This is a genomic window from Myxococcales bacterium (genome assembly GCA_016720545.1).
GTDB lineage: Bacteria > Myxococcota_A > Polyangia > Polyangiales > Polyangiaceae > JAAFHV01.
This window is the reverse complement of the sequence record JADKKK010000006.1, coordinates 297,527-322,999: the sequence shown is the minus strand read 5'-3', so window position 1 is coordinate 322,999 and position 25,473 is coordinate 297,527. Positions and strand designations below refer to the sequence as shown.

Below are 25,473 nucleotides of genomic sequence, written 5' to 3'. Positions count from 1 at the left end.
ATGAGCGCGCTCGTGCCTCCACCTCTCGCCTTCGGGATCGTCGTCGTGACGTTCGCGGCGACGTGTACGCTCGCGGTCGCGCTCGCGGTCGGCCTCGCGCGATCCGGCCGCCGACTTGAGGGCGTGCTCGCGCTCGCGGTGCTTCCGATCGGCGTCGTGCTCGGCTTTCGCGCCGGTCTCAAGCGGCGCGCGATCGCGGCCGCGATCGCCCTGGTCGCCTACCTGGGCGCGCGCGCGCTGTTCGGCTGACCGCTTCGCGGGCCGATGGATGAACCTACCCTACGTCTCTCGACGCTGCGCCCGCCCGAGCCTCGGCGCGCGCCACCGCGTCTCTACGAACAAGGCGCGTCCAACCCGGAGACCGCCGCTCACTTGCCCTTGCACGACGGGCCCATGCTCTCGCTCAGACCATCGAACGCGCGCCGCGTCTCCTCCTCGGTGTAGCCCTTCCAGCCGTCGGGGCTCGGGCCGTGGGTCACTCGCTCGGGCCGCTTCCCACGCGCGGGCTCGCGCCGCTCGGGGCCGGGCTCCTTGGCGTCGTTGATGGCCCTGTAGGCCCTCCAGGCGGCGCCGCAGTCGCCCGCCTTGGCGAAGCACCCGACGGCCGTGGCCGTGACGGCGTCGAGCTTGGGCTTCGGGTCCATGCGAGGGCGGAGCCGCATCCAGGTGTCGAACGCTTCTTGGCACTGGGCGACGCTCTTCGTCTGGGTGCCCGTGCCACCCGCGGTCAGCGTCTGGCCCGCCGCCGCGAACTTGTCCTTGTCGCCCATGTTCGCACCGCGGCACCACTGCCCGGCCTCGGCCTGCACGATCGCGTCCATGCGGTCGGGCCCGATCTCCCCGCTCTTCGTGGCCTCGAGCGCCTTGCGGAACGCGACCTTGCCCGCCTCGCACTGCCCGGAGAGCATGACGCACTCGGCGCGCAGCCCGGCGTTCTTGCCGCTCGCGGGGGCCGTGGAGAGGCCGCCCGGGCGTGGATCTTGGACATCGTGGGCGTCGAGATCGGCGAGGCAGCCCTTGCCGTCGCCCGACTGCTTCTTGGACTGCGCCGACTGCAAGAGCGCGACGGCCTTCTTCTCGGCGTCGCTCGTCGCCTGGAGAGCGCCCACCGCGTTCAGGGACTGGTCGCTCACCGGCCCCACGCCGGCGGCCTTCGTGGGGCTCTCGCCCGGGGAAATCTCGCGCATCGTGAGGCGAATGGGCACCTTGCACGAGTCGACCTCTTTGGCCGAGTCCGCCTTGCACGCGGAGAGCTCGCCGCCCTTCTTGTCGGTCTTGGTCTCGTTGGCCTTGCTGCCACCCGCGCCGAAGCCGAGGTACGAGCCGTGGACCTCCCCCTTCAGGTTCGACTGCGTGGCGATCGCGAAGGCGCCGAGGTTGTACGCGTAGACGAAGTGCGTGGCGCCTGCGCAGCGCGGGTTCTTCTCGAGGTCCTTGCGGAACACCGAGTCGCGCGTGGCGGTGCGTGTACCACTCACGTAATATTCCATGTGCAGCTTCTCGCCGCTCTCGACTTTGCCGCTCAGCGTGGCCGCGCCAAGGGGCAGCTTGGCGTAGAGCTCGGTCTGGTCGTGGATGTCGAGGATCTCGACGCCGCCGCTCGTCCACTGCACCGGTGCGTACGAACCGCCGTCGCCCTTCACCGCGTCGTTGCGGCAGCCGTCGAGGACCTTCATCTCGCAGCCCTCGTACTTCACGACGACGATGTCGTTGGCGGCGTACGACTGGAAGGTCGACTGGTCGGTCGCGTCCCACTCGACGATGAACGGACGATCGTGGTTCTTAGGGTTGCAGCGGTTCTGCCCCGCGAAGGTCTTGTCGGCGAGCTTCCCGGCGCCCCCGGGCGCGGGTGGCGCGCCGCAGGCGGAGACGACGACCGCCGAGGAGAGCGCGAGAGCGACGCTGAGCGACAGCAGGGGGGACGAGGCGTGCTTCATGGGCGCGCATTATCCAGCGGGCGCTCGCGGCGTGTCGAGACCAGAAGACGCCGCCGTCACCCGCAGTCGTGCGAGGCGCCCGCGAGCCCCCAGCCTGCCCCCGTGAGCCCGGTGACGGTGATGGACGTGGCGCCGGTCGTCTTGAGGGTGATGTCCTGGTACGAGTAGTTTCCGTGCGTAGGGCTGTTCGCGCCGGCGAGCACGCCGCCGACGAAGGCGACGCCGTCGGGACCGGGCGAGACTCCGCACACAACCTTCGCGGGGCTAGTCCCCTGGAGTCGTGGTTCGTATCAGAAGTCCGGTCTTCGGTGTCATGCCGAGGAGCGAGGGGGTGCCCCGCCCCCCCCCCCCCCCGCGGGCGGGGGGGGGGGGGGGGGGGCCCCCCCCCCCCCCCCCCCCCCCCCCCAACCCCCCCCCGGGGGGGGGCTGCCCCCCCCCCCCCCCCCCCCCCCCCGGGGGGGGCGCCCCCCCCCCCCCCCCCCCCCGGGGGGCCCCCCCGCCCCCCGCCCCCGGGAGCCCCCCCCCCCCCCCGGGGAGGGGGGGCCCCCCCCCCCGGGCCGGCCCCCCCGGGGGGCGCCCCCCCCCCGCGGGGGCCCCCCCCCCCCCGGCCGGGGCCGGGCCCGCCCGGGCGCCCCCCCGGGGCCCGCGCGGCCCCCCCCCCCCCCCCCCCCCGGCGCCCCGGCGGCCCCCCCCCCCGGCCCCGCCCGCCCCCGGCCCCCCCCCCCCCGCCCCCCCCCCCCCCCCGCCCCCCCGCCCCGGCCGCCCCCCCCCCCCCCGCCCCGCGCGCCCCCCCCGGGGGGGGGGCGGCGCCGGCCCCGCCCCCCCCCCCCGCCCCCGCCGCCGCGGGGAGGCGCCCCGCCCCCCCCCCCCCCGCCCCCCCCCGGGCCCCGGCCGCCCGGGGCCGCCGGGGGGGGGGGGGCCCGGCCGGGCCCGCCGCGGCCCGGCCCGGCCGGCGCGGCCGCGGCGGCCCCCCGCCCCGGCCGCCCGGGCCCCGGCGGCGCCCCCCCCCCGGCCCCCCCGCCGGCGCCCGGCCCCGGGGCCGGCGGCCCGCGCCCCGCGCGCCCCCCGGGCCCCCCCCCCCCCCCCCCCGCGGGGCGCCCCCCGGGCCCGCCGCCCGGCGCGCCGCCCGCGCGCGCCCCCCCCCGCCCCGGCCCCGGGCCGCGCGCCCCCCGCGGGGCCCCCCCGCGCCCCGGCCCCCCCCCGCGCCGCCCCCGCGCCGGGCCGCCCCCCCGGCCGGCCGCCCCCCCCCCCCCCCGGCGCCCCCCCCCCCCCCCCGCCCCCGCCGCGGCGCCGGCCGCGGGCCGCGGGGGCCCCCGGGCGGCGCCCGGCGCCCGCGGCGCGCCCCCGCGCCCGCCGGCCGCCCCCCCGCCCCCCCCCCCCCCCCCCGCCCCGGCGCCCCCCCCCCCCCCCCCCGGCCGGCCCCCCGGGGGCCGGCCCCGCGCGGCCCCCCCCCCCCGGCCGGGCCCGCCCCCGGGGCGCCCACCCCCAGCCCGCAGCCCCCGCCCGGGGCCCCCCGGGCCCAGGCCCCCCCGCCCCCCCCCCCCCCCCCCCCCCCCCCCCGGGGGCCCCCCCCCCCCCCCGGGCCCCGCCCGCGGGCGGCCCCCCCCCCCCCCCCCCCCCCCCCCCCCCCCCCCCCCCCCCCCCCCCGCGCCCCCCCCCCCCCCCCCCCCCCCCCGCCCGGCTTCTGCCCGACCGTTTTCGGCGGCGGCGGGCCCGTCCTCAACTCGGACGTCGTTCCGCGCGGTGGAGGCGGCGCTTTGCGCTCAGGGGACAGTGGTTTCGGGTGTGACCGCGCGAGAACGCCGACCCTCGAACATGAGTATCCTCCCACCGCCGCCGAAAACGGGACACCCCCTCGCTCCCTTGTGGCGAAAGGCCGAGCCGCGCGACTTCTGGAAGGGATCACTCTTCCAGGAGACTAGCGGACGCGCTCGATGGGGCGGGCGCCGCGCTTGGCAGAGAACCAGTTGGAGTCGAGGTGACGAGGTAGCGACGACGCGTACAGGCAGTCGCGGAGCGCGCTGGTCTCGAAGGCGACGGCGCCGTGCGCGTTGGCGGTCTTCACGAGCACCGCCTCGGCCCGCGTGAGGGCCTGGCGCGAGATGCTGCCCTCGACCTTCTCGCGCTCGACGCGGACGCCGCCGCGCTCGAGCTCCCCGAAGAGCCACTCGCTCACCTTCTCGGTGTTGCCGCCGGCGGTGTACGACACGAGCTTGTGGCGGCTTCGCGGCGGCTTGCCCTTGCCGCGGAGCACCCAGTCGCGGAACACGTCGGCGTCGGCGTACAGCGCGTCGAAGAGATAGACCTCGTTGATGCCCACTCCGCCGTGGCGGACGCACTGCGCGGCCGCGTGGTAGCCGCCCGAGTGCGCGGAGAGGCACACGCGGCCCACGCGGGACCGCTGGAACGCGCTCGTGCGGAGCGCGCGCGTGGCGTCGCGCGTGCCGAGGCCGACCAGCACCTCGGACGTGAGCCTCGCGAACGTGCCGGGCGACTCCAGCTTGCCGCACGACGAGTCGGAGGCGTTCACCGGGCCCTGCGGAACGACGAGGATGGCGTCCTGCCGGCTCGCCGCGAGCTGCTCGCGGAGCTTGTGCGCGGCCATCGCGTGCTCGGCCGTGGTGCTGTGCCCGTGGAAGTGCACGAGCATGGGGATCTCGTGGCCGGAGGGGCGGAAGTGGCGCGGCACGAACACCCACACCGTGGAGTCGGTGTAGCCGGAGCCGCCGCTCGGGAACGGCGCGCTCGGGAGGGTGAGCGCGAGCGTGGTGCCGAGCGCGCTCGAGCTCACGCGGTCGAGGCCAATCGAGGCCTCGGCGCGGCCAGGCGCCGCGAGGAGAGCGGCCGCGCCGCCGGCGAGGCCGAGGAACGCGCGTCGCGAGGGTGTCTTCTCCATGTCGGCCTCCTTCCCCCTGTCGATAGACGATCCGGGCCGTGAGGGCCAACTATTGTGGCCTTCGCCGAGGCAGTAAGACCGCTACGGCTTGACGTTCGCGAAACCGCCGCGCTCGGAGGTCTTGAGCTTCAGGTTCGACGGCAAGGTGCGCAGATCGGCCGTGGAGAACTTCACGTCGGAACCTGTATTGTACACGGGAATGACCTGCACCTGCCGAAGGACCAGCGCGTTCGGGTCGAACAGCGCGCGCCCGATGTAGTTCTTCTGCTGGGCCGCGAGGTTCGGGTGGAGGAAGTTGCCGAGGCTCTCGAAGATAACGCCGGTCTTGCCGCTCTGCTTGCGCACGACGCGCACGGGCTTCCACACGTGGGGGCCGCTGCCGAACACGACGTCGCCGTCGTACGACTTGACGAACTCGATGCCCGCGTGCACGAGCTCGTCTTGGGTGGTCCCGTTCATGCTGTGGATGGCGACGACGCGCAGATCGGCAGCGGCGCCGCGGAGGTTCTCGAACAGCGCGCGCTTGTCGTTCGCGCACACCGACCCGGTGCACGCGCGTCGGCTCCCCAGGTAGAGGCTGCCGAACGCGACGCGGATCGATTTTCCCTGGGCTACGAACGTCGTCACCTTCACGTCGTTCTTGCGCCCCGCGTCGCCCACGCCGTGGAACGCGTGCTTCGCGTCGGCGAGCGCCGCCGTGGCTTGGGCGGTCATGGCCTCGCCGTCGGGCGACGTGCAGTCGCGCGAGTGGTTGTTCGAGAGCCCCACGAGGTTGAACCCGCGGTCCATGGCCTGCTTCAGGTTGTCCGCGCGCGACACGAACGCGTACGACTTGCCCGGGGTGTACACGCTGTCGAAGGTCTCGCAGCGCTCGCCGACCACGGTCTCCCAGTTGATGTAGCCTACATGGCCTCGGTACGCCTTGCCGGTGGCGTCGAAGCGATCGAGCGCCTTGCCGAACTCGGCCGCGATGGGCTCCTTCTGGTGCGTGCGCGACCACGCGCTGTCGCCCACGCCGCGTACGTCGAAGAGCCCCTCGACCGCGCGCACGTCGAGCGGCGCCGCGGCGAGCGTGGACGCCGTGTCGGTCTCGTCGGGCTCGGTGATGGGCACGCCGACCGCGTCCTCCGCGTCGCCCGACTCGCCGCCGCCCGGGTCGTCGGCGCCGTCGGCGGTGAGGTTCACCGCGCAGCCGACCTCGGGCAAGGCGGCGATCGAGACCAGCGTGACGAGCGCCGCGATCGAGGCGAGCGGGGTGGGGCGGAGGCTCTTGGCGGGCATCATGGCCGAGGTATAGCGCACTCCCGCCCTGGCGCACGCGGGCGGGTGGCGCTCCAGCTAGAGCGCCGAACCGCTTGATTCGGTCGGCTTTTCGCCGATTTACGTCGCCGTACTTCGTTGCTCCTCCTCGCCTAGCAGCAGTAGGACTCGTCGTCGCGCCTCGCACGGCTCGCAACTCGGCGAAAATCCTCGGTCATCAAGCGGTTCGGCGCTCTAGCCGCGCGCGATGGGCAGGTACTCGGGCCGGTAGGCGGCCGCGGTCGCCAGGGCGTGGAGCCTGTCGAGATCTCGCGGGAGGTCGTCCCGAGCCGCGACTCCCTCCTCGAGCGCCTGCTTCGCGACCCTCGCGGCGACGAACAACGACACCGCGTGGAGCTCCGAGACGGGGGGATAGATGCGCCCGTCGGCGAGGTGAAACCTCGTGGTGTAGGCGTCGAGCGCGTGCGCCGCCGCGAGCACCATGCCGCCCGTGATCTTCCGCGCGCAAGTGAGCGTGGCGCCCATGCCAAGACCCGGGAAGATGAAGGCGTTGTTGCCCTGGCCCACCGGCCGGACCTCCCCGTCGGGCAGGGTGACCGGCGCGAACGGCGACCCCGTGCACACCACCGCCCGCGCGCCCAGCCACCGGTACACGTCCTCCGGCAGCGCCTCGCAGCTCGTCGTGGGGTTCGAGAGCGGGAAGACCACCGGGCGGGCCGCGTTCTCTCCGACCGCCCGCACGGCGGCCTCGTCAAAGGCGCCCGGCTGCCCCGAGAGGCCGACGAGCACGGTCGCCCGCGCCCCGCGGATCGTCTCGAGGAGCGTGGGCACCTCGCCCGCGATGTTCCATGCAGAATACACGACATCGGGCTGCGCGAGGGCTCGCTTGTAGGGCTCCAGGGTGCGGTCGCGGGTGAGCAGGCCCTTGGAGTCGAGCACGAACACGCGCGCCGACGCGGCCTCGGGCGCGAGACCCGCGTCCACCAGGCCCTCGACGATGGCGCTCGCCACGCCCGCGCCGCCGGCTCCGGCGCCGTGGATCACGTAGACGTCGTCTTCGATGCGCGTGCCGCGGAGGCGCGCGGCCGTGAGCAGACCGGCGAGCGCGACCGCGCCCGTGCCCTGAATGTCGTCGTTGAAGCTGGGCAGCACGTCGCGGTAGCGCTCGAGCACGTCGAACGCCGTGTCCTTCGAGAGGTCCTCCCACTGCAGGACGGCGCGCGGATACCGCTTCTTCACGCCGGCGACGAAGGCGTCGGTGAGCGCGAAGTAGTCGTCGCCGACGATGCGGGGCTCGCGGAGCCCGAGGTAGAGGGGGTCCTCGCGCAGCGACACGCGGTTCGTGCCCACGTCGAGGCTCGTCGGGAGCGCGTGGTACGGCGCAAGTCCCCCGAGCGCGTAGAGCGCGAGCTTGCCTATCGCGATGCCGATGCCACCATAGCCTTGGTCGCCAATCCCCAAGATCGCCGACGAGTCCGTGGCGACGATCATGCGCACGTCCTCGCGGGGGTGGCTCGCGAGGATGCCGTCGACGCGGGCGATGTTGCGCGGCGAGAACGTGAGGCCGCGCGGCGTCTTGAAGAGGCGCGAGTAGGCCTGGATCGCCTCCCCGACGGTGGGCGTGTAGACGATGGGCATCATCTCCTCCACGTGCCGCGACAGCAGCGCATAGAAGAGCGTCTCGTTGCGGTCCTGGAGGGCGCGTAGAAACTGGTTCTTCGCGAGCGGCGTCGTCAGCTCCGCATACTCGGCGATCATGCGGCCGAGCTGCTCGTCGAGGGTGCTCTCGTGGGGCGGGAGGAGCCCGTCGAGATCGAGCAGCTCGCGCTCCGCCCGCGTGAACGCGGTGCCGCGGTTGATGGCGGGGCTGCGCAGCACGTCGAGCCCGGTCACCGCGATGCGGAGCTCACGCCCTGCGGGGGTCTCCACGACGTCGAAGGTGCTGGAAATGCGCGTCATCCGGCCACCCTAGCAGGATGTCGGGCGATGTATGCACGGAACGCTGGCGCTCAAGGCTTCGCGATCTTGCGGATGGAGCCCGGTCCGCTCGCGCCAATCTCCGCGACGTAGAGCGCGCGCTCATCTTGCGCGATCGCGGAGCCGTTCCGGAGATCGCTCGCGAGCACGGTGGGCGTGGTGCAGCCCGCGATGGGGCACGTAAGGAGCTTGCCGTCGACGCGGTCGGCCTCGACGCCGCTCTCACCGAGCGTGACCCAATACACGCGCTCCTTGTCGGCGACGTTCGCCAGCGGGCTTCGCGCCGAGTTGCCATACTGGGTGGGCGCGCCACCCGCCTTGGCCTGCGAGTACACTACGCCCGCCGCGGCGGGCCGCGAGTAGTTCCAATACACGCGCGTGTCGTCCACGAAGATGCCGCCCGCGAGGTCGCCGGGGTTGGGACCGAAGTCGAAGGGAGCGCCCCCGACCAGGGGCACCCGGACGATGTGGAACTCGTTGCTCGTGACGTAGGCGTGCGTCGCGTCGACCGCCAAGTGGAACGGGGTGTTGATCGACGCGAGCTGCATCTCCGACGCGCCCGCGACGCTCACGCGCGAGAGCGTGCCGGCCTGGTAGGCGGTGAAGAAGGCCACACCGTCCCTCACGGCCACGTCGTACGACACGTTGGAGGTGAGCTGCTGGAGGCCCGCCTGGCAGTCCGCCGCGGGGCACTTGAACACGCCGCCGGGGTCGCGTGCGGCCGCGAAGTACACGTTGACGCCGTCGTTCGTGATGCCCCAAGGCTGCCGGAAGCTCGCCTTGGCGAACAGCGCCTCGTCGGTGCCGTCGGTCCGCCCGCGGCGCACCTCGTGCGTGCCCGAGTTGGTCCAGTAGAGCATGCCGTTCAGCAGCGTGATTCCGAGCGGCTTGGTCTGGTTTGGGAACAGCGCGAACGATTGGCATACGCCGGCCGCGCACGCGCCGCCGAGGCAATCGTGGCCGCAACGCCCGCAGTGCTTCGGGTCGGTCGCCAGGTCGGCGCTGCACGGCCCGTCGGTCGACGCGTCGCCGGTCGCGTCGGGCGCTTCGACGTCCGGCGCAGCGGTGTCGGGCGCCTCGGCGTCGGGCGGCTCGCCGCGGGCGTCGGGCGTGGCGTCGCGCGCCTCGGCGAACGTGAGGTCGCGCGTGCCGATGATCGCGTTGCACGCGCCCAGCGCGAGCCCGGCGACCGCGAGCGCCGTGATGCGCGCGGAGAAGGAGGGAGGAAGCAGACTCAAAACGCACCTCCCACGAGCAGCCCGGCGCCTTCGGGTCCGACCGCCGGCCCCACCGAGACGCTCGCCGTGCCGGCCGCGCGCGCTCGCGGGCCCGAGGTGAGCACCAGCACCGCGCCGGCCGCGACCGCGACGCCACCCGCGACGAACGCGATCGTCGAGACCGTGCCGAGCGTCTTGGCGCTGTCGTTCGCCGCGATCCCGGCCTGGCTCGCGCAGCGGCCGGCGCTCGGACAGAGCTCCTTCGACTCGTTGTTCTTGCCGATCGCGAGCGCCCCCGTGAGCGCACCGACGCCGAGGCCCGCGACGCCGAGGCCCCCGACCACGTACCCAAGCGTGGCGTTGCCGCCCGAGGGCGCCTCAGGGGGGACCGGCGACGCCGCGACCGGTGCAGCCCCCGGGGCGGACGCGGCGACGGGCGACGTCGGCGAGTCGAGCTCGAGCGAGGGGGCGTGCAGCGCGGCCTGCTCGCCGTCACCGACGACGCGGGAGATCGAGCGCGACTTGCGGCCGGGGGCGGAGAGCTCGACGGCGTGCGCGCCCGGATCGACGGGGAAAGGTGCGCCCAGCGACGCGGCGGTGAGCACGGTGCCGTCGCGCTTCACGACGAGCCCGGGCGGGCGATCGGCGATGAAGATCGCGAGGTGCGCGAGCTTCGGCCGCAGGGCCTCCGCGCGGGCGGTGGCGAGCTCGGCCCAGTCGCCACGGCTCTGCTGCTTCGCGGCCGACGCCGCCTCCAGAAATGTGGCCCAGGCGCTGGCGGTTCTGCCTGTTTTTTCATAACAATTTCCGAGATGTAGGAGCGTCCCTGCCGCGGGATCGAGGCGCTGGCTCTCCGCGAACTTCGGGCACGCCTCGACGAACTTGGAGGCGGCGGCGAGGCGCTTGCCGTCTTCGAAGAGCACCTGCGCCGTGGCCGCGTCGGCGCCCGCGGCCACCGCCACGCCCTCGAGCCCCACGAGCCAGCAGGGAGAGACGCCCAGGCCCACGCCGAGGGCGAAGACGATCGCGGCAGCGCGCTCGCGCAGCCGGGTTGGGGGCATGGTCTTCATCGCGCCTCAGAGTAGGCCAAGTGGGCCGGGACGCGCACGTCGAAGACTCGAAGGGTGTCCCGTGGCCACCGCTGCGCGAACCGCGGAGGTGCAGGGCCGTCTGGGCCAACGCCAGGGTCCTCCGAGGACACACCAGGCTGGATCGGCGGGCTTGATCGACGATCGCGCCGCTGATCTAGCGTCGCTCGTCGGGCATCGCGTTCGGGTCCACCTTGGGCCGGACGGCGGCAGCGGACGGCGCAGGCGCAGCGGGGGGCGGCTTCGGCGGCTTCGGAAGGGGCGCCGCTTGCGGGCCACGCGAGGTCGGGAGGGCCGTCGGCGCGGCGGAGGCGGTGGGGACGGGCGGGGCGCTGACGACGGCCGGTGGCGCGCCCGCCTCGGCGAGGACCGGGAGGTGGGTGCGATCGTCGGGGAGCGCGACCGCGCTGGGCGTGGGGCCCGCGGCGGACGGCGCCGGGTGCGGCGACCCGGACGCCGCGCGAGCCTTCACCACCGCCGCTCGGATCGGGACAGCGACGGCGAGGCTCAGCGCGAGCGCGAGCGCGAGCACGAGCGCGAGCGCCCACCGCGAGGTCCCCGGTGGGGAGGCGGGCGACGACACGTCCGTGGTGCCCCACGCGACGTCGGTGCCGCCGGTGCCCCGCAGCCGGCTGGTCGAGCGCTCGATGCGGGCGGCCACGCCCTGGGCCGCCTGCGGGAGGCGCGCGGCGAGCGGCTCGAGATCGCGCGCGAGCGTCGCCACGTCGGGGTAGCGCCGCTCACGATCCTTCGCGAGGCACCGCGCCACGATCCGGTCGAACTCCGGCGAGACACCGCTCGCGATCCGGGAGGGCGGCGCGGGCTCGTCCGCGATCACGCGCGCGGTGAGCTCGGTGAGGGTCTCGGCGTCGAACGGCAGCGCGCCGGTCACGAGCTCGTGGAGCACGACGCCGAGCGACCAGAGGTCGGCGCGACCGTCGACCGAGCGCGCCGAGCGGAGCTGCTCGGGGGACATGTAGCTCGGCGAGCCCATCGACGTGCGGGTCTGGGTGAGCTGGACGTTGGCCCCCTGCTGCGCCTCGGCCGAGAGCTTCGATATTCCGAAATCGAGAATCTTGACGAGAGGTTGCCCATCGATCGCGGTCGCGAGGTAGAGGTTCGCCGGCTTGAGATCGCGGTGCACGATCCCTTTCGCGTGGGCCTCCGCGAGCCCCTCGCAGGCCTGGAGCACGTAGGTCGCGGCCTCCCCCACGGAGAGGGGACCGTGCGCGGCGAGGTGCGCGGCGAGGTCCTTCCCCTCCACGTACTCCATGACCATGAAGGGCTCTCCAGAGTCGGTGACGCCCAGGTCGAGCACGCGCGCGACGTGCGGGCTCTTCAGCGCCACGGCGGCGCGCCCCTCTCGCTGGAAGCGCTCGACCGCGGCGGGGTTCTCGAGCGCGCCGCGATGGAGGAGCTTGATGGCCACCTGATGGCCGAGGCCCACGTGGACCGCGAGGTGCACCTCGCCCATGCCGCCCGCGCCGAGCCGCCGCACGAGGTCGTACTTGCCCGCGAAGAGCGCGCGTGGCGCCTGGACCTCCGTGCGACCGCTCGTGAAGGCCTCGAGGGACGCTGCGCCGCCGAGCGCGGCGCGGAGCGCGTTCATCGCCTCTTCGACGCGCCCGAAACGATCGGAGGCGGACTTGGCGACACACCCTCGGAAGAACGTGTCGAACCCCGCCGGGAGCACGACGCCGTGCTCGGCCGCCCGCGCGACGGCCGACGGGTACTCGCCGCCGAGGAGGGTTCCATAAAGCTCGGCCACGGTGTCTACCCGCCAGAACGGCTTGCCCACGAGGAGCGCGAACGCGACGAGGCCGAACGCCCAGATGTCGGCCGCGGGGGTGATTACGGCGCGGCCGAGCTGCTCTGGCGCCATGTAGAGCGGCGTCCCGGTGGAGGCCGTGGACTCGTGAAAGACCCCCTGGGACAGCTTCGCGATGCCGAAGTCGAGGATCTTGAGCAGCGGCGGCGCGCCCGGCTCGTCGTCGGGCCGACGCACCAAGAAGAGGTTCTCCGGCTTGATGTCGCGGTGCACCACGCCGGCCTCGTGCGCCGCTTCGAGGCCGTCCGCGAGCTGCTGGAGGCACACGAGCACGTCGGCGGCGGAGAGCCGCCCTCGCCTGCGGAGGAGGTCGCCGAGCTCGTCGCCCTCGAGCAACTCCATGACCAAGAAGGGCGCGGCGCCCACGTCGTCGGCCACGCCCGCGTCGAGGACGTCGACCACGTGGCGGCTCTTCACCCGGGCGGCGACCCGCGCCTCCTGCGCGAAGCGCTCGCGGGCCTCGGGCTGCTGGACGATGTTCGGGTGCATGAGCTTCAGCGCAACGCGGCGGTGGGTGCCGAGGTGCGTCGCCTCGTACACCGCGCCCATCCCGCCGGCCTTGATCACCCGCTCGACGCAGTAGCGCCCTGCGAGCCGATAGCCCAGCGTGAGGTGAGCGAAGTCCATCCCGAGCGAAGGCTAGCGGAAATCGTGGCGCCGTACCGCACAGGCCGCCGCGCGCCCGCCGCAGGCGCCGTGGTAGAGTCGCGCGTCGTGGAGGCGCCAGTGGCTGTGAGCGGAGCCGAAGGGCTCGAGGCCGCGTCGGAGTCGCAGCCTTCGCGCCCGGCGCCCGCTGCGCGTGTGCTGGCCGGCGCGGTGGGCTACGGCGCGAGACCTACGACACCCTTACGCGGGGCAGGCGCGCGCGTGCTCGAGTTTCTCGCCGTCGGTGGTCTCACGCCGCTGCTCTTTCCGCTCTCCACCCTCCTCCGCCGGGCGCTCGGGCTCGACGACGCCGAATACGCGGTGGGCTTCACCATGTTCTACGCCGCGCACGCGCTGAACGACCCCCACTTCGCCGTCACGTACCTGCTCTTCTACAAGGACGCGCGGGCGCGCGCGCTCGGCGACGCGTTCGGGCCGGCGCAGCGCGCTCGCTACGTGTTCGCGGGCTTCGTCGTGCCGGCGGTCATCGGGGCCTGGGGGCTCGCGGCGATCGCCCTCCGCTCCGCGCCGCTCTTCGGGTGGCTGTTCCAGGCCATGTTCTTCCTCGTGGGCTGGCACTACGTGAAGCAAGGGTTCGGGGTGATGATGGTGCTAGCGGCGCGCCGGGGCGTGACGTTCCTCCCCCGGGAGCGCTGGGCCATCCTCGCGCACTGCTTCTGCGGCTGGGCGTACGCGTGGGCGAGCCCCGCCGATCCGGGCACGGAGGTGATCGAAAAGGGTGTAGTTTACACGACCACACCTCACGGGCTTGGGCTGGAGCACGCGACGCACGCGGCGTTCCTCGCGTCGATCGTGCCGCTCGTGTGGACGCTCGGGGCCAAGTGGCGGCGCGAGCGGCGACTGCCCCTCGTGACGCCGCTGGTCGCGCTCCTCGCGAGCGTGTGGGCCTGGTCGATCTACTCGAGCGTGGACCCGCTCGTGCGGTACATGAACCCCGCGCTGCACTCGCTCCAATACCTGTTCGTGGTCCATCTCCTGAAGCGGAGCGAGGCGCGCGAGCGCGAGGGCGCCCCGTGGTTCGAGATGTCCGCGGGGGCGAGGGTGGGCCTGGTCGCGTTGTCGGCGCTCGCGCTGGGGTGGGTGCTGTTCCACGGCGCCCCCTCGGCCCTCGACGCAATCTTCGCGGGCAAGGCGACCCGCGAGGCGCTCGGGGACACGCCCTATTTCGCGGCGCTCTACGCGCTGGTCAACATCCACCACTATTTCATGGACACCGTCATTTGGCGGCGAGAGAACCCTCACACGAGGTACCTTCGAGAGTCGCACTCGCTCAGCCTCGCGTCTCGCGCGAGCCAGTGAGCGCGCGAGGAGGGGGGGCATGAAGCGAGCTGTCTATCGGGCTGTCTCCCTCGCTGGGCTGGCGGGCGCCATGACCGCGCTCGCCCTCGCGGCCTGCGCCCAGCCCTCGCCGATGTCGCCCGGGCTCGCGAGCCTCCCGGACGCGTCCCCGAACGCCCGCGAGGCCGGCGCGGCGTCGGCGGACGCGAGCCCTCCGCTGAACGTGCGCGCGACCGACACGGTGGGCGCCCCGGGCGCGAACGACCTCGTGCTGGTGGCCGACGGGGTCACGTCCACCGTCGTCGTCGTGTCGCCCCAGGCCGGCCCGCGCGAGAAGGCCGCGGCGACCGAGCTCGTCGTCATGATCGAGCGCATGAGCGGCGCGCGGCTGAAGCTCGCCGACACGACCCCCTCCGTCTCGGCGGCGCTCGCCGGCAACGACCCCCTCGTGGTCGTGGGCGAGGAGGCGCTGCGCGCGCTGCCCGCGTTGGGCGCGAGGCTCACGGCGGCCGCGAAGAAGAGCCCACGGCTGGGGGCGGACGCCATCGCGCTCCGCCGCGTGGGCCAGCGGCTCTACGTCGCCGGGAACAACGACCCGTCGCACGCGTACGCCGTGGCCTACCTCCTGCGCGAGTGGGGCTGCCGCTGGTTCATGCCCACGGCGTTCGGCGAGTCGATCCCCGAGCAGCGCACGCTCAAGGTCGGCGCGCTCGACTACGCCTACGGCTCGCCCTTCGAGGTGCGTCGCTTCTGGATCGCGTGGAACGGCAGCACCGCAGGCGCCGACGACTTCTCGAGGCGCAACTTCTTCGGAGAGCGACGGGTCTCCGGCGGGCACACCCTCGAGAAGTACTTGAAGGACGTCGTGCCCCCGGAGAGGACGGCGCTGAATGGCCCTATCGCGGGTGAATTCCCGGCGAACTACGTCGCGGCGCAGGTCGCGCCGCTGTTCGCGAAGGGCCAGGATTTCTCGCTCGGGATGGACGACGGCACCTACGACCTCTACCAGCGGCGCGACCTCGAGCTCCGCGCGAACGTGCGCGACAAGTACGCCCTCTCGTACTCGGTGACCGACAACTTTCTCGACTTCTACAACCGCGTCAGCGAGCAGCTCTTGCGGAAATACCCGACGAGCCCATCGCGCATCGGGTTTCTTGCCTATTCGAACGCGACGATACCGCCTCAGCGCGACGTCGTCGCGGCGAAGCCGCTGTTCGTCAGCCTGGCGCCCATCGACATCGACCCCGTGCACGCGCTGGACGACCCGCGCGCCCCCGCGCGGCAGGAGTACCGCGACATGCTCCGGCGGTGGGTGAAGGTCATGGATGGCCGCGTGACCATCTACGACTACGACCAGAGCATGATCGTCTGGCGCGACGTGCCGAACCCGTCGATCCAGGCCTTCCGGCGCGACGCGAAGACCCTGGCGCGCGAGGGCGCGCTCGGCGTCGACACCGAGAGCCGGAGCGCGATCGCGACGACGTTCTTCAACCTCTACCTTCGCGGGCAGCTCCTCTGGAACCCCGAGGCGGACGTCGACGAGCTGCTCCGCGATTTCTACGCGCGCTTCTACGGGCCCGCCGCGTCGGCGATGTCGCAGTATTGGGGAGAGATCCTGGGGGCGTGGGAGCGATCGATCGTCACCGAGCACCACCACTTCGCGATCCCCGCCCTCTACCCGCGGCCGCTCATCGCGCGGCTCCGCCGCCACCTCGAGGCCGCCGAGGCGGCGCTCCGCGGCGCCGAGAAGACCGGTCGCGACGCCCCCCAATACGCCGAGCGGCTGCGCTTCACGCGGCTCGGCTTCGAGGTCCTCGACGGGTACACGTCGATGGTCGCGAGCGTGGCGACCGACGCCGACTACGTGGCCGGCGTCGCGGCCGGCGCCCGAGGGCTCGCCGCACGGCAGGCGCTCGCGCAGATGAACCCCACGTTCGTGAACACCAAGATGGGCGAGAGCACCGCCGCCTGGTGGACCGGCGAGGTCGAACAGTACCGCGCGGTGCTCGCGCGGCTCGACGGCACGCGCGGCACGCTCGTGCAGAAGCTCCCGGTCGAGTGGGCGTTCCACCGCGATCCGCACGACACGGGCGTGATGCGCGGCTACGCGTACGAGCCCATCGACTTGGCCTACTGGACGGCGCACGCCGCATCGCAGACCCCCGAGACCCGAAAGGACTACCCCACGACCGAGTGGGAGCAGCTGCGGACCGATCTCTACGCGCAGGCGCAGGGCGTGCTCCACCCCGACTGGCAGAGCTACACGGGCTACCTGTGGTACCGCACCGAGCTCACGCTGACGGCGGAGCAGGCGAAGGGGCCGATCCGCGCGCTCTTCCCCGGCATCTTCAACGAGGGGTGGCTCTACGTGAACGGTGGGCTCGTGGGGTACCGCCTCCTCCCCGGCAGGTGGTGGACGACCGACTTCAGGTTCGAGTGGGAGGTCGACGTGAGCGCGGCGCTCAAGCCGGGCGTGAACACGATCGCGGTGCGCCTCTACAACCCGCACCACTTTGGCGGCATCTTTCGCCGCCCGGTGCTCTACCGGCCGCGGTGAGGCCCTCGACGGGCCGCGCGCCGGGCCGGAGTCCTACACTTCACCACATTCGAATGGACGGCGAGGATCGCCCGCGGTGCGTTACTCTAGGAGGCTAGAAGGAGCTTGGGTCGCGGACGTCTTCGACGTCGAGCGCGTCCCCATCGAAGGCTCCGCCTCCACCGTCGAGTACCCCCGCGATGAAGATCTCCTGCGATTCCTGCCAGTCCAAGTTCACCGTCGGAGACGACAAGGTCGCGGGAAACATCCTGCGGATCCGCTGCAAGAAGTGCGGCTCGACGCTCGTGGTGAACGGAGCCGAAGGCACCACCACCACCGAGCCGGCGGACCCCACGAAGGACGGGCAGGCGACGTCGACGGCGTCGATCGCCCCCGCTTCGAGCGGCGAGGGCAAGCCAGCCGACGTCGGGGCGGAGCCGAAGAAGGCCGAAGGGGACGCCGACTCTAAGAAGGACGACTCGCGGGAGAGCGTCGTGGCCGCGCGTCGTGAGGGCAGCGAGAAGGCGGCCGACCTCTTCGCGGGCGTCGACAAGGCGGGCAGCGAGCCCGAGAGCACCGAAGGCGAAGACGTCGACATGAAGCTCACGGGCGAACGCAGCCCGTCGAGCGTGCTCTTCTCGCTCGGCAACCTCACGAAGGACATCGAGAAGGCGAAGCAGGAAGAAGAGAGCAAGACCACCGCGAAGGGCGACGGCTCGGGCCTCATCGACATTCGCTCGCTGACGGCCTCCCAGTCGGACCGCGCCTCGGTGCCGCCGCGCGTCGAGGACATCATGAACCTCAGCGGAGGCGGCGCGTTCGGCGCTGCCCTCGCGCCGCCGGATCTGCTCGCGGCGCCGGCCGCCGACACCAGCGCCCGGGACTCCCAAACGGCGACGGCCAAAGAGGAGAAGGGCAACAACAAGATCATCTTCACGATCATCGGCTGCGCGGCGTTCCTCGGCGTCGCGATCGTCGGCGCGATCGTGATGACCCGCCCCGATCCGGTCGCCACGCCGGCGCCCACGCCGACCTCTACGCTCTCCGGCGCGCTCGCGCAGAACGACCCGCTCCCGAACGCGACGGCCACGAACGCGGCGCCCGCGCCCACCACGACCACGTCGGCGAAGGAGCCCGGCCAGCTCACGGCGCCGCCCCCGGGCACCAAGCCGGGCACCAAGGCCCCCGGAACGCCGGAGCCCCCGGCGCCGAGCGCGGCCCCGGCGCCGACCGCCGCGCCCGCCCCCACGAAGCCCCTCACGCTCGAAGAGCAGATGCGCAAGGCGGTGCCGACCGCCGCGCCCGCCCCGACAGCGGCGCCCGACCAGGGCGGCTCGTTCGACCGCGCGGCGGCCTCGGGCTCGCTCGCCGCGGTGAACATCTCGGGCTGCAAGAAGCCCGACGGCCCGACCGGCGCCGGCCACGTCACCGTCACGTTCGGCCCGTCGGGCACGGTCACCACCGCGGTGATCGACGGAGGCGACTTCCCCGGCACGCCCGTGGGCGGCTGCATCGCTGGCAAGTACCGCAGCGCCCATGTGCCGCCGTTCTCGGGGAGTCCGGTCAAGGTCGGCAAGAGCTTCAACCTCTGACCGACGCTCTCGCCAGCGCGTGAGCCGGGCCGCGCCGCGCGCGACGGTGTGGCTCTTCGGAGGTATCGATTCTCCAACGAAAAACGCCGCGAACTGCAGGGCAGCTCGCGGCGTCGTGGGGAGTCCGTGGGCGCTCAGGGGGGCGGCGGCGGGAGCGCGGGCACCTTGCGCACCGACATCGTGTATTTGCCAAACCGGCCCTGGTAGGGAGTGACCGCGATGTAGATGGTCGTGTTGTTCTTCACCGAGAACGTGGCGTTGCCGCCGCGCCCCTTGGTGGACGAGTACGCGTACCCGAGCGTGGCCGCGGCCTCGGGGTCGAGCGTGCCGTTGCGCGAGGTGACGACGTCGTACTCTCCTTCGCCGGCGATCGCGACCTGGATGGTGTCGTTCGCGACGACGGTGAGCTTGTAGATGTCGACCTCGGTGGCCGCGGCCAGCGCGCCCGTGAGCACCTTGCCGCCGACGTCGTTCGCCAGGTTGACGGGCATCGGCTCGAGGGCCGTGAGCGTCTGCGCCGTCGCGGCGGTGTTGTGGGCGGCCGCATCCTCCGCGACCTGCGACGCCTTGATGAGGCCCGTGCTGAACGTCGTAGAGCCGGCGCGGCCCGCGGTGTTCACCATGACGAGGTACTGCTCCTCGGCTGCGGTGGAGCTCACCATCGGGTAGACGAGGTGGATGTCGTACGGCGGGTCCTCGGGGCCGAAGAAGCCCTGCGGCGGCGCGGCGGTGTCGAGGAGGTCCTTGGCCTTGCCGCCTTTGCCGAAGAGCGCGGCGAGCGGCGTGGTCGCGGCGGCGCCGGCGGCGGGGAGGGGCACCTCCATGCGGTAGTCCACGATGTAGGCGGACCCCATGGGCACGGTGAGCTTGCCGAAGAAGCTCGCGAGGTCGGCCCCGAGGGCGAGGGGGGCCGCCGCCGCGTTCGCCGTGATCGCGCCGGGCGCGCGCGGCGTGACCTTCAGGTCGTTGGGATCGCCGATGAACGTGGTGCGCGAAGCCCCCTTGCTGTCGACGTTCGCGACCGTGAGCGCGGCCGAGGCCGCGGCGAGCGGCGGCACGAGCACGGCTCCGCCAGCGAACAGGTTGGACTCGGCCGAGACCCCGAAGTCGACGAGCTCGGGCGCGTCGACCTTGAAGTTGTCCTTGTCGAACGGGTTCGCGAGATCGTTGTTCTGGATGGCGACCTGGGCCACGCCGCCCTGCTCCACCTTGCCTACCGGGAGGACGGAAATCGCGGGCTGCACCGCGAAGGCCTTCTCGAGCTTCTGGCCGTCCACCATGACGTCACGCAGACCCAGCGCGGCGGTGGGGGCGATCTTCACCTTCATCGCGAGCGAGGTGGGGCTCACCACGCGCACGTTCGACACGGTGATGCCGGCCCCGAAGTCGACCTTCGCGGCCCCGGTGAACGTGGTCCCGCTCCCGCTGACGACCACGTCGATCTCGCGATCGAGCACGGCCTTGCTGGGGGTCACGAAGCTCACCGTGGGCTCGACCTTGGCCGAGTCACCGGGCTTTCCAGCGGCGCCCGCGGCGCCTTGAGCGCCGTCCTTGCCGGGCGCGCCCGCCGCGCCGTCGGCGCCACCGCAGGCCACGAGGAGCGCGGTGAGCCCCGCGACGCCGAGAGCAGAAGAGAGAAGCGAGCGGTTCATCTGAGTCCTCCGAAAAAACGACCTGTCGTCAATAAGGATGTTCATGGCGGCCCCTCGCCTTCGGCTCGGGCTCGCCTTGGGGCCATCGTTCGCCCCTCCGGTGCTCGCCTTCGGGCTCACGGGAGCCTCCGCACTGCGAGCGTGTACTTTCCACGCTTCGAGTTGAGGGGCCTCACGCGCACGAAGCGGTAGGTGCCCGCGCTGGCGCGCGCGCCGTGCGCGAGCTTCGCCCCGTTCTCTTGTGCGCCGAAGATGCCAGCGCTGTACCCGAGCGCGACGCTCGTGGTGTTGGCGGCGCCGGTCGGGAAGGTGATGTCCTCGCTGACGGCGATGGTGATCGGCGCGTCGCTGAAGGCCGAGACCTCCAGGTTGACCGAGCCGGCGGGGAACGGTCCAAGCCGGTAGACGTCGGCCGTGTCCGCCGTGACGAGCTCACCGGCGAGCAGACGGACCGGCGTGGCCGTACCCGGCGCCGGCGGCGCGACTCCCCAGTCGGCGAAGGCGGTCGCGTCGGAGCCGTCGTGCTTGGTCGTGGGCTCGGCGAAAGGTGCCTCCGCGTCGATGGAGACGGCGCTCACCTTGAAGCCGAATTTCGCCGCGTCGGCCCCGCCCTCGAACGTGCTGTTCCCCACGATGAGCGTGCCGCTCCCGGCCTCGGTCGTCGGGTAGATCTGCGTGGCCGCCTGGGAAATGAGGTTCGACAGCTTGCCGAGCCTGCCCATTCCGAGCACCAGCGGCCGCAGGGTGCCGCTCGGGACGACGCTCACGACGTTGAGCTTGTTCACCCCCGTCGTGTACTTCAGCAGCGACGTCGCGAAGGGCTGGGCGAGCACCTTCGTGAGCTCGGCCGCCGCGAGCGTCTCCGGCGCGCGGGCGGTCACGGTCAGCGCCGCGGGGCCGCTCAGGTAGACCGGCGCGTTCGGATCACCCGGAAAATTGCTGCCCTCGAGCGCCATCGGGCCGACCCGCAGCGCGGGGTCGGCGAGCATCACGACGCGGCCGTCGCGCGGGCCGAGGTAGTCGGTGGAGAGGGGCACGAACGCGCCGTCGGCCGCGGACAGCTGACCGTAGAGCTCGAAGCTCTCCGGGTCGAACCACTCGGCGCTGTTGTTCTTGAGGTCGAGCTGCACGAGCCCGCCTTGTTCGGCCTTGCCACCCGAGACCGTGACGCCGAGCGAGGCCGCGACCTGGAAGCCCTGCGTGGCCGTGAGCTTCGCCTCGCCGCTCGTGACCACGACGTCGCGTGGGCCGAGCGCCGCGGTCTCGTCGATCGTGAGCACCGCGCGGATCGCGTGCTTCCCGACGAGGGCGAGATCGCTCACCTTGACGCCGGCGCCGAAGCTCACCGTGGCCGCGGGGGCGAGCGCGAGGCCGTCCACGCTGATGGTCACCTCGACCTCGCCGCCCAGCACGGACGCGCTCGGCTCGACGAGGCGGATGCTCCCGCCGGCGACGGGCGGTTTGCCATCGGCACCGGCGGCGCCTGGCCCGCCCGCCTTGCCGTCGGCTCCGGACGTGCCTTCGGCCCCCGCCCCGCACGCTGCACACGCGAGGAACCCCAACGCGAGGGCCCACCCGCCAAACTGGACGCGAACCTTCCGCATCACATTTCCTCCTGATGAAGCTGACGTGAGCCCGCAGGGGCGAACCAAGGTCGAAGGCGGGACCGAGCCGAAGGCGAGGTCACGCCTTGCACGACCAGGAGGACGCGAGCGCCCACCTGCGGGCGTGGGTATGCGCCACCCGCGAAGCGGGCGCAAGTCAAAATGATGCGTAGGTTCGACGGGTTGGCGGGGGCGACGGGCCGACGCGTCAGCGGACGCGGAGGTTCGCGAAGGTGAGGCTCCGCGTGAACCCCGCCACCCGGAGCGCGCGAACGTCGCCCGCCTTCTCCGGCGCCACGACGATGCCGCCCGGGAGGTGATCGTAGCGGTAGACGTGCGCGGTGGCGCGGGCCATCACGCGGCTCGACTCGCCAAGGTACTCCACCTGTTGCGGCGCTCCCTCGGGCTCGTCATCGAGGTGCATGACGTCGCTCGTCTTCGCCTCGCCGTCGCCGTCGAACGAGACGATGCGGTAGCTGCCACCACCGCCGGCCGTGGAGCGCTGCGCGCTCGCCTCTTGCGCGCCGCTCACCGCGAGGATGCGGTCGTAGAGCGCCGAGAAGGTGTAGTCGCTGACCCACGCCGGATCGCAGTAGCCCATCATGTCTTTGCCCGTGGTCGGCGAGATGAGCTTCTTCGAGAGGATGTCGTAGCCCCAGGAGCCGATCCCCCCGCCCCTGTGGGGGAAGGAGCGGTCCGCGCCGCTCGCGCCACCGCACGGGGCGTGCTCGCGGCCATGCGCGTGGCCGATCTCGTGGGCCATCGTGTTGGCCGACTCCACGCCGGTGAAGCCGAGGCCCACGCTCGCGCGGAGGAAGGCGTCGGCGGGGCGGTTCACGAGGCCCGAGAGGCCGGTGACGCAGCCGCGGGAGCAGAAGGAACCGAAGGACGCGGAGGGGTTGAACACGCCGTAGTAGTAGGTCTCGCTGTCGGCGCGGTCGTCGCGGCGGAGGCTGACCATCGCGTTCAGCACGGTGTCCCAGCCCTGACCGTTCGGCGCGATCGTGTTCGACCAAGCGTACGGCGCGCGGGCGGTGACGGTCACGTCGGTCGCCGGGTAGAGCGCCATCATCGTTCGCCGGTAGACGGCGAGCTGGGCTTCGCTCACGTCGGGGAGTCGCCTGGACGAGTCCGCGTCGAAGCGCACGGGCACGACCACGACCTTCAGCACGTTCGAGGCCTTGAGCTCGAGGTCGTCTACGGCGGTGCCCGCGGGATAGCGCGCGGGCTCCTGGTTCGTGCTGCCGTCGTCGGTGACGGAGACGGAGAACGTGGTGCCCAGCGCGAGCGCTTCCGGCGGCAACTCGAAGTTGAGCGTGGAGGTCGCGACCGCGTCGGTCGACTTGGCGGTGAGGGTCCGCACGTCCCGCAGGGTGGTGACCTTACCGTCGGGGCCCTTCAGGGTGAGCTCGCCCGCGAACTTGCCGGCCTGGAAGCCGTCCAGCGGGGCCACGTAGACCCGCAGCAACGCGGGGCGCCCCGCGATGAGCGGCGCGTTGCGCTCGGCGACCCGCTCGCCCTCGGCGAAGACGGAGACCTTTACGCCCTGGAAGACCGCGACCTCTGCGATCGAGACCTTCGGCGGGGGGCTCGCGGGGAGGCCCGGTACGCCGCCAAGACCAGGCACCGCGCCCGGCGCGCCCGGGCTCGAGGGGTCTCCGACGACGACGACCTCCGTGCTGCAGGCGGCGGCGCCGCAGGCGAGGGCGAGCAGGCTAGCGAAGGCGATGCGAGAGGCAGTCGTCATGGGCAAGTCTCCGTCGGGTCCAGGTTCGCGACGTGTTGTGACAGGATTTCCAAGAACTGCCCAGTCCATCGACGCGTAAATAAATTTCGCACGCGAGCGGATTTTCTGAGCGTTCTCGGGAACTTCCGTGAAAGCTCTGCCGTACGCCGTCCAGAACCGAGCGTTCTCGAAGCGGACCTTTACCCGCGGGAGCCTTTGAGCTAGGGTCGGCCGGCTCGCGTCACTAGCTCAGCTGGATAGAGTATCGGCCTCCGAAGCCGAGGGTCACAAGTTCGAATCTTGTGTGACGCGCCACTCGATAGCGTTTACGAACTTTGGTGACCCACGGGTCCGGAGGTCGTGGGCGCGCACGACGCGCTGGAAGTCGCGAGGGTTGGCTCTCGGCGCCCTCTCCACAAAGAGCAGGCGGTGCGTGTAGGATGCATGCGCGTGCTCGGTTTAGGCTCGCCGAGGGCGCTCTCTACTCGCGCGCCCACCCCAGCGGGCCCGATCCGCGATACTCTGCCGGCGCGATGAACGATCAGAGTCGTGTTTCTCCCGCCGGGCGACCGTCATCGAGTGCAAGCTCTCGGAGGACGCTGGGTACATCCTGAGCGGTTACCACGAGGCCATGCTCTACCGCTGGAGTACGCGGAGCACCTGTTGCCCTGGCCGAAGGCGATCCTGGTGGCGTCTGGCCCGGTACTTGGTGCCGTGCGCACAACGGACGAAGTGCTTGCAGCGACGTGGAATGCGTGGCCGTCACCCCCTGTGATCGCGTCGATAGCAGACGTCGTGGAACGGGTCGTCGGGGCGCAAGCGTCGAATTAGCCGTCCACGGCGGTCGTCGTCGCCCCCCCGTGATGGGTCGCTCGCGGCCGGCAGCGAATCTTCACAGCGCCCTTGGTGAACGCCTCGTCGGTGGCCTTGCTGGACCAGATGAAGGCTTCGCCCGGGCGGAGGTTCGACATCTTCTCGGGCGAGCGACGAGGCCTGCGGTATTCGGCGTTCTGTGACGGGCTGGTGCAGCTCGCGTCGTTCGCGGAGGCGCTCCGATGAGCGAGGGTCTTCGAATCGCCATCGCCGGGGCGAGCGGCTTCGTCGGACGCGCGCTGGTCCTCGCGCTCGCCCAGCGTTACCGCGTAATCCCGCTTGCTCGAAGCGTCGCAGGTCAGCCCTCGGCGGAGGGCGTCACGTGGCGGATGTGCGACCTTTTCAATCTGAGGGCCACGGAGCACGCACTCGAGGGAGCGGACGTCGGCGTCTACCTCGTTCACTCGATGATGCCTCCGGCACGGTTGACGCAAGCGCGCTTCGACGACCTCGACTTGATCTGCCACAACTTCGCCCGCGCCTGCGCTGAGCACGGCGTGCGGCATATCGTCTATCTCTGCGCCGCCCGTCGCCGCCCACGGCTTGCCGCGCGCGGGATCGGCGGTCATCCTAGCCGCGATGAATTGGGCCCGCACCGCTTCCGCACTGCTCCCAGTTACCATGCTCGCGCTCGCCCTGCTCGACTGCAAGCTCTTCGACAAGAGCTACGAGCAAATCACGTACGAGCGCGTGCAGTCCTGCCGCGCCACGATCGACGCCTGCGGAAGGGGCAACGACGAGCGCTGCCTCGCCGCGTGCGAGGCTGGCGACGAGGCCTCCTGCGCCCGCCACGGCGCGTCTTCGGCGCCCGACAAGTCGGCGCTCACCGCTGCGGTCGGGAGCTGCTCCGCGCTCACCGCCGCCTCATGCGGCCCGGTCGCCGCCGCGCTCGAAGCGCGGGGTGACCGCACCGCGGCCGCGTTCGCCGAGCACCGAGGCTGTGTCCGTAGCGTCCCCGCACTGTGTGTCCGCGGCGCTCGGCGGGCGCTCGCCGGCGGGCCCGACGCGCTCGGTCCCGAGGTAGGCCTGCACCTCGCGGCGCTCGGCTGCGTGTACGGGGCCGCCGACGGCTGCCGGCTGGTCCGCGAAAGCGACGCCGCGGTACGCCCCGCGTGGCTCACTGACGAGCTCGTCGACCGGCTCCGCGCGCACGAGCACTCGATCGTCGGGCTCGCGCCCGCGCCGTGCGCGGATGCGAGCGTCGCCTGGCGCACCGCGGTCGAGGCCGCCCGAAAGCTCGTGCCCCCGACGCCGGGCCGCAAGCTCCCATGCCCCTCGGAGGGGGAGCCAGCGTGCAACGCTCAGGCCTGCCTTCTCGGCGAGCGCGGGGCGTGCGGAGGGCT

17 protein-coding genes and 1 tRNA gene are annotated in these 25,473 nt (G+C 72.6%); 7 read left to right on the top strand and 11 right to left on the bottom strand.

Annotated features, from left to right (window positions below; genetic code table 11):
* Positions 1 to 249 carry a hypothetical protein gene (locus tag IPQ09_15100; protein MBL0195523.1) on the top strand — a complete coding sequence of 83 codons (249 nt, stop codon included), beginning with the start codon at positions 1 to 3 and terminating at the stop codon, positions 247 to 249.
* 119 nt (positions 250 to 368) lie between these two features.
* On the opposite strand, the gene IPQ09_15095 is transcribed toward IPQ09_15100, so the two are convergent.
* From IPQ09_15095 to IPQ09_15060, 8 genes are all read right to left on the bottom strand, one after another.
* On the bottom strand, positions 369 to 1,937 hold the full coding sequence (locus IPQ09_15095; GenBank protein ID MBL0195522.1) for a hypothetical protein: 1,569 nt from the start codon (positions 1,935 to 1,937) through the stop codon (positions 369 to 371).
* Between the two features lie 56 nt (positions 1,938 to 1,993).
* Positions 1,994 to 2,188, bottom strand: a complete 195-nt coding sequence (locus IPQ09_15090; GenBank protein ID MBL0195521.1) for a hypothetical protein — start codon at positions 2,186 to 2,188, stop codon at positions 1,994 to 1,996.
* 1,667 nt (positions 2,189 to 3,855) lie between these two features.
* Positions 3,856 to 4,833 carry a hypothetical protein gene (locus tag IPQ09_15085; protein MBL0195520.1) on the bottom strand — a complete coding sequence of 326 codons (978 nt, stop codon included), beginning with the start codon at positions 4,831 to 4,833 and terminating at the stop codon, positions 3,856 to 3,858.
* Positions 4,834 to 4,914: 81 nt separating this feature from the next.
* The gene (locus IPQ09_15080) at positions 4,915 to 6,117 is read right to left on the bottom strand and encodes a CapA family protein (protein MBL0195519.1); all 1,203 of its coding nucleotides are present in this window, start codon (positions 6,115 to 6,117) and stop codon (positions 4,915 to 4,917) included.
* A 210-nt stretch (positions 6,118 to 6,327) separates the two neighbouring features.
* Positions 6,328 to 8,052 (bottom strand): NAD-dependent malic enzyme, encoded by a 1,725-nt coding sequence (locus tag IPQ09_15075; GenBank protein ID MBL0195518.1) that lies wholly within the window; start codon positions 8,050 to 8,052, stop codon positions 6,328 to 6,330.
* A gap of 50 nt (positions 8,053 to 8,102) precedes the next feature.
* Positions 8,103 to 9,308 carry a hypothetical protein gene (locus IPQ09_15070; GenBank protein MBL0195517.1) on the bottom strand — a complete coding sequence of 402 codons (1,206 nt, stop codon included), beginning with the start codon at positions 9,306 to 9,308 and terminating at the stop codon, positions 8,103 to 8,105.
* Positions 9,305 to 10,357 (bottom strand): hypothetical protein, encoded by a 1,053-nt coding sequence (locus IPQ09_15065; GenBank protein MBL0195516.1) that lies wholly within the window; start codon positions 10,355 to 10,357, stop codon positions 9,305 to 9,307. Before IPQ09_15065 ends, IPQ09_15070 begins: the two co-directional genes overlap by 4 nt.
* Positions 10,358 to 10,532: 175 nt before the next feature.
* Entirely contained in the window at positions 10,533 to 12,830 is a 2,298-nt protein-coding gene (locus IPQ09_15060; GenBank protein ID MBL0195515.1) for a protein kinase, read from the bottom strand.
* A 174-nt stretch (positions 12,831 to 13,004) separates the two neighbouring features.
* On the opposite strand from IPQ09_15060, the gene IPQ09_15055 reads away from it, so the two are divergent.
* The 3 genes from IPQ09_15055 to IPQ09_15045 all read left to right on the top strand — a co-directional run bounded on the left by IPQ09_15055 (position 13,005) and on the right by IPQ09_15045 (position 18,275).
* Positions 13,005 to 14,168, top strand: a complete 1,164-nt coding sequence (locus IPQ09_15055; protein ID MBL0195514.1) for a hypothetical protein — start codon at positions 13,005 to 13,007, stop codon at positions 14,166 to 14,168.
* A gap of 19 nt (positions 14,169 to 14,187) precedes the next feature.
* The gene (locus tag IPQ09_15050; GenBank protein ID MBL0195513.1) at positions 14,188 to 16,704 is read left to right on the top strand and encodes a DUF4838 domain-containing protein; all 2,517 of its coding nucleotides are present in this window, start codon (positions 14,188 to 14,190) and stop codon (positions 16,702 to 16,704) included.
* 179 nt (positions 16,705 to 16,883) lie between these two features.
* Positions 16,884 to 18,275 (top strand): zinc-ribbon domain-containing protein, encoded by a 1,392-nt coding sequence (locus IPQ09_15045; protein MBL0195512.1) that lies wholly within the window; start codon positions 16,884 to 16,886, stop codon positions 18,273 to 18,275.
* Between the two features lie 134 nt (positions 18,276 to 18,409).
* Here IPQ09_15045 and IPQ09_15040 read toward each other — a convergent pair whose 3' ends face one another.
* The 3 genes from IPQ09_15040 to IPQ09_15030 form a co-directional block, all read right to left on the bottom strand.
* The gene (locus IPQ09_15040; GenBank protein MBL0195511.1) at positions 18,410 to 19,927 is read right to left on the bottom strand and encodes a hypothetical protein; all 1,518 of its coding nucleotides are present in this window, start codon (positions 19,925 to 19,927) and stop codon (positions 18,410 to 18,412) included.
* Between the two features lie 116 nt (positions 19,928 to 20,043).
* Positions 20,044 to 21,531, bottom strand: a complete 1,488-nt coding sequence (locus IPQ09_15035; protein ID MBL0195510.1) for a hypothetical protein — start codon at positions 21,529 to 21,531, stop codon at positions 20,044 to 20,046.
* Positions 21,532 to 21,739: 208 nt separating this feature from the next.
* Positions 21,740 to 23,278: a hypothetical protein gene (locus IPQ09_15030; GenBank protein MBL0195509.1), complete on the bottom strand. Its 1,539-nt coding sequence runs from the start codon at positions 23,276 to 23,278 to the stop codon at positions 21,740 to 21,742.
* A 217-nt stretch (positions 23,279 to 23,495) separates the two neighbouring features.
* Between IPQ09_15030 and IPQ09_15025 the strand changes: the two genes are divergently transcribed.
* From IPQ09_15025 to IPQ09_15015, 3 genes are all read left to right on the top strand, one after another.
* Positions 23,496 to 23,572: transfer RNA gene (locus IPQ09_15025), tRNA-Arg, on the top strand.
* 588 nt (positions 23,573 to 24,160) lie between these two features.
* Positions 24,161 to 24,316 carry a hypothetical protein gene (locus tag IPQ09_15020; protein ID MBL0195508.1) on the top strand — a complete coding sequence of 52 codons (156 nt, stop codon included), beginning with the start codon at positions 24,161 to 24,163 and terminating at the stop codon, positions 24,314 to 24,316.
* Positions 24,313 to 25,035, top strand: a complete 723-nt coding sequence (locus tag IPQ09_15015; protein MBL0195507.1) for an NAD(P)H-binding protein — start codon at positions 24,313 to 24,315, stop codon at positions 25,033 to 25,035. Before IPQ09_15020 ends, IPQ09_15015 begins: the two co-directional genes overlap by 4 nt.
* Positions 25,036 to 25,473 lie beyond the last annotated feature (438 nt).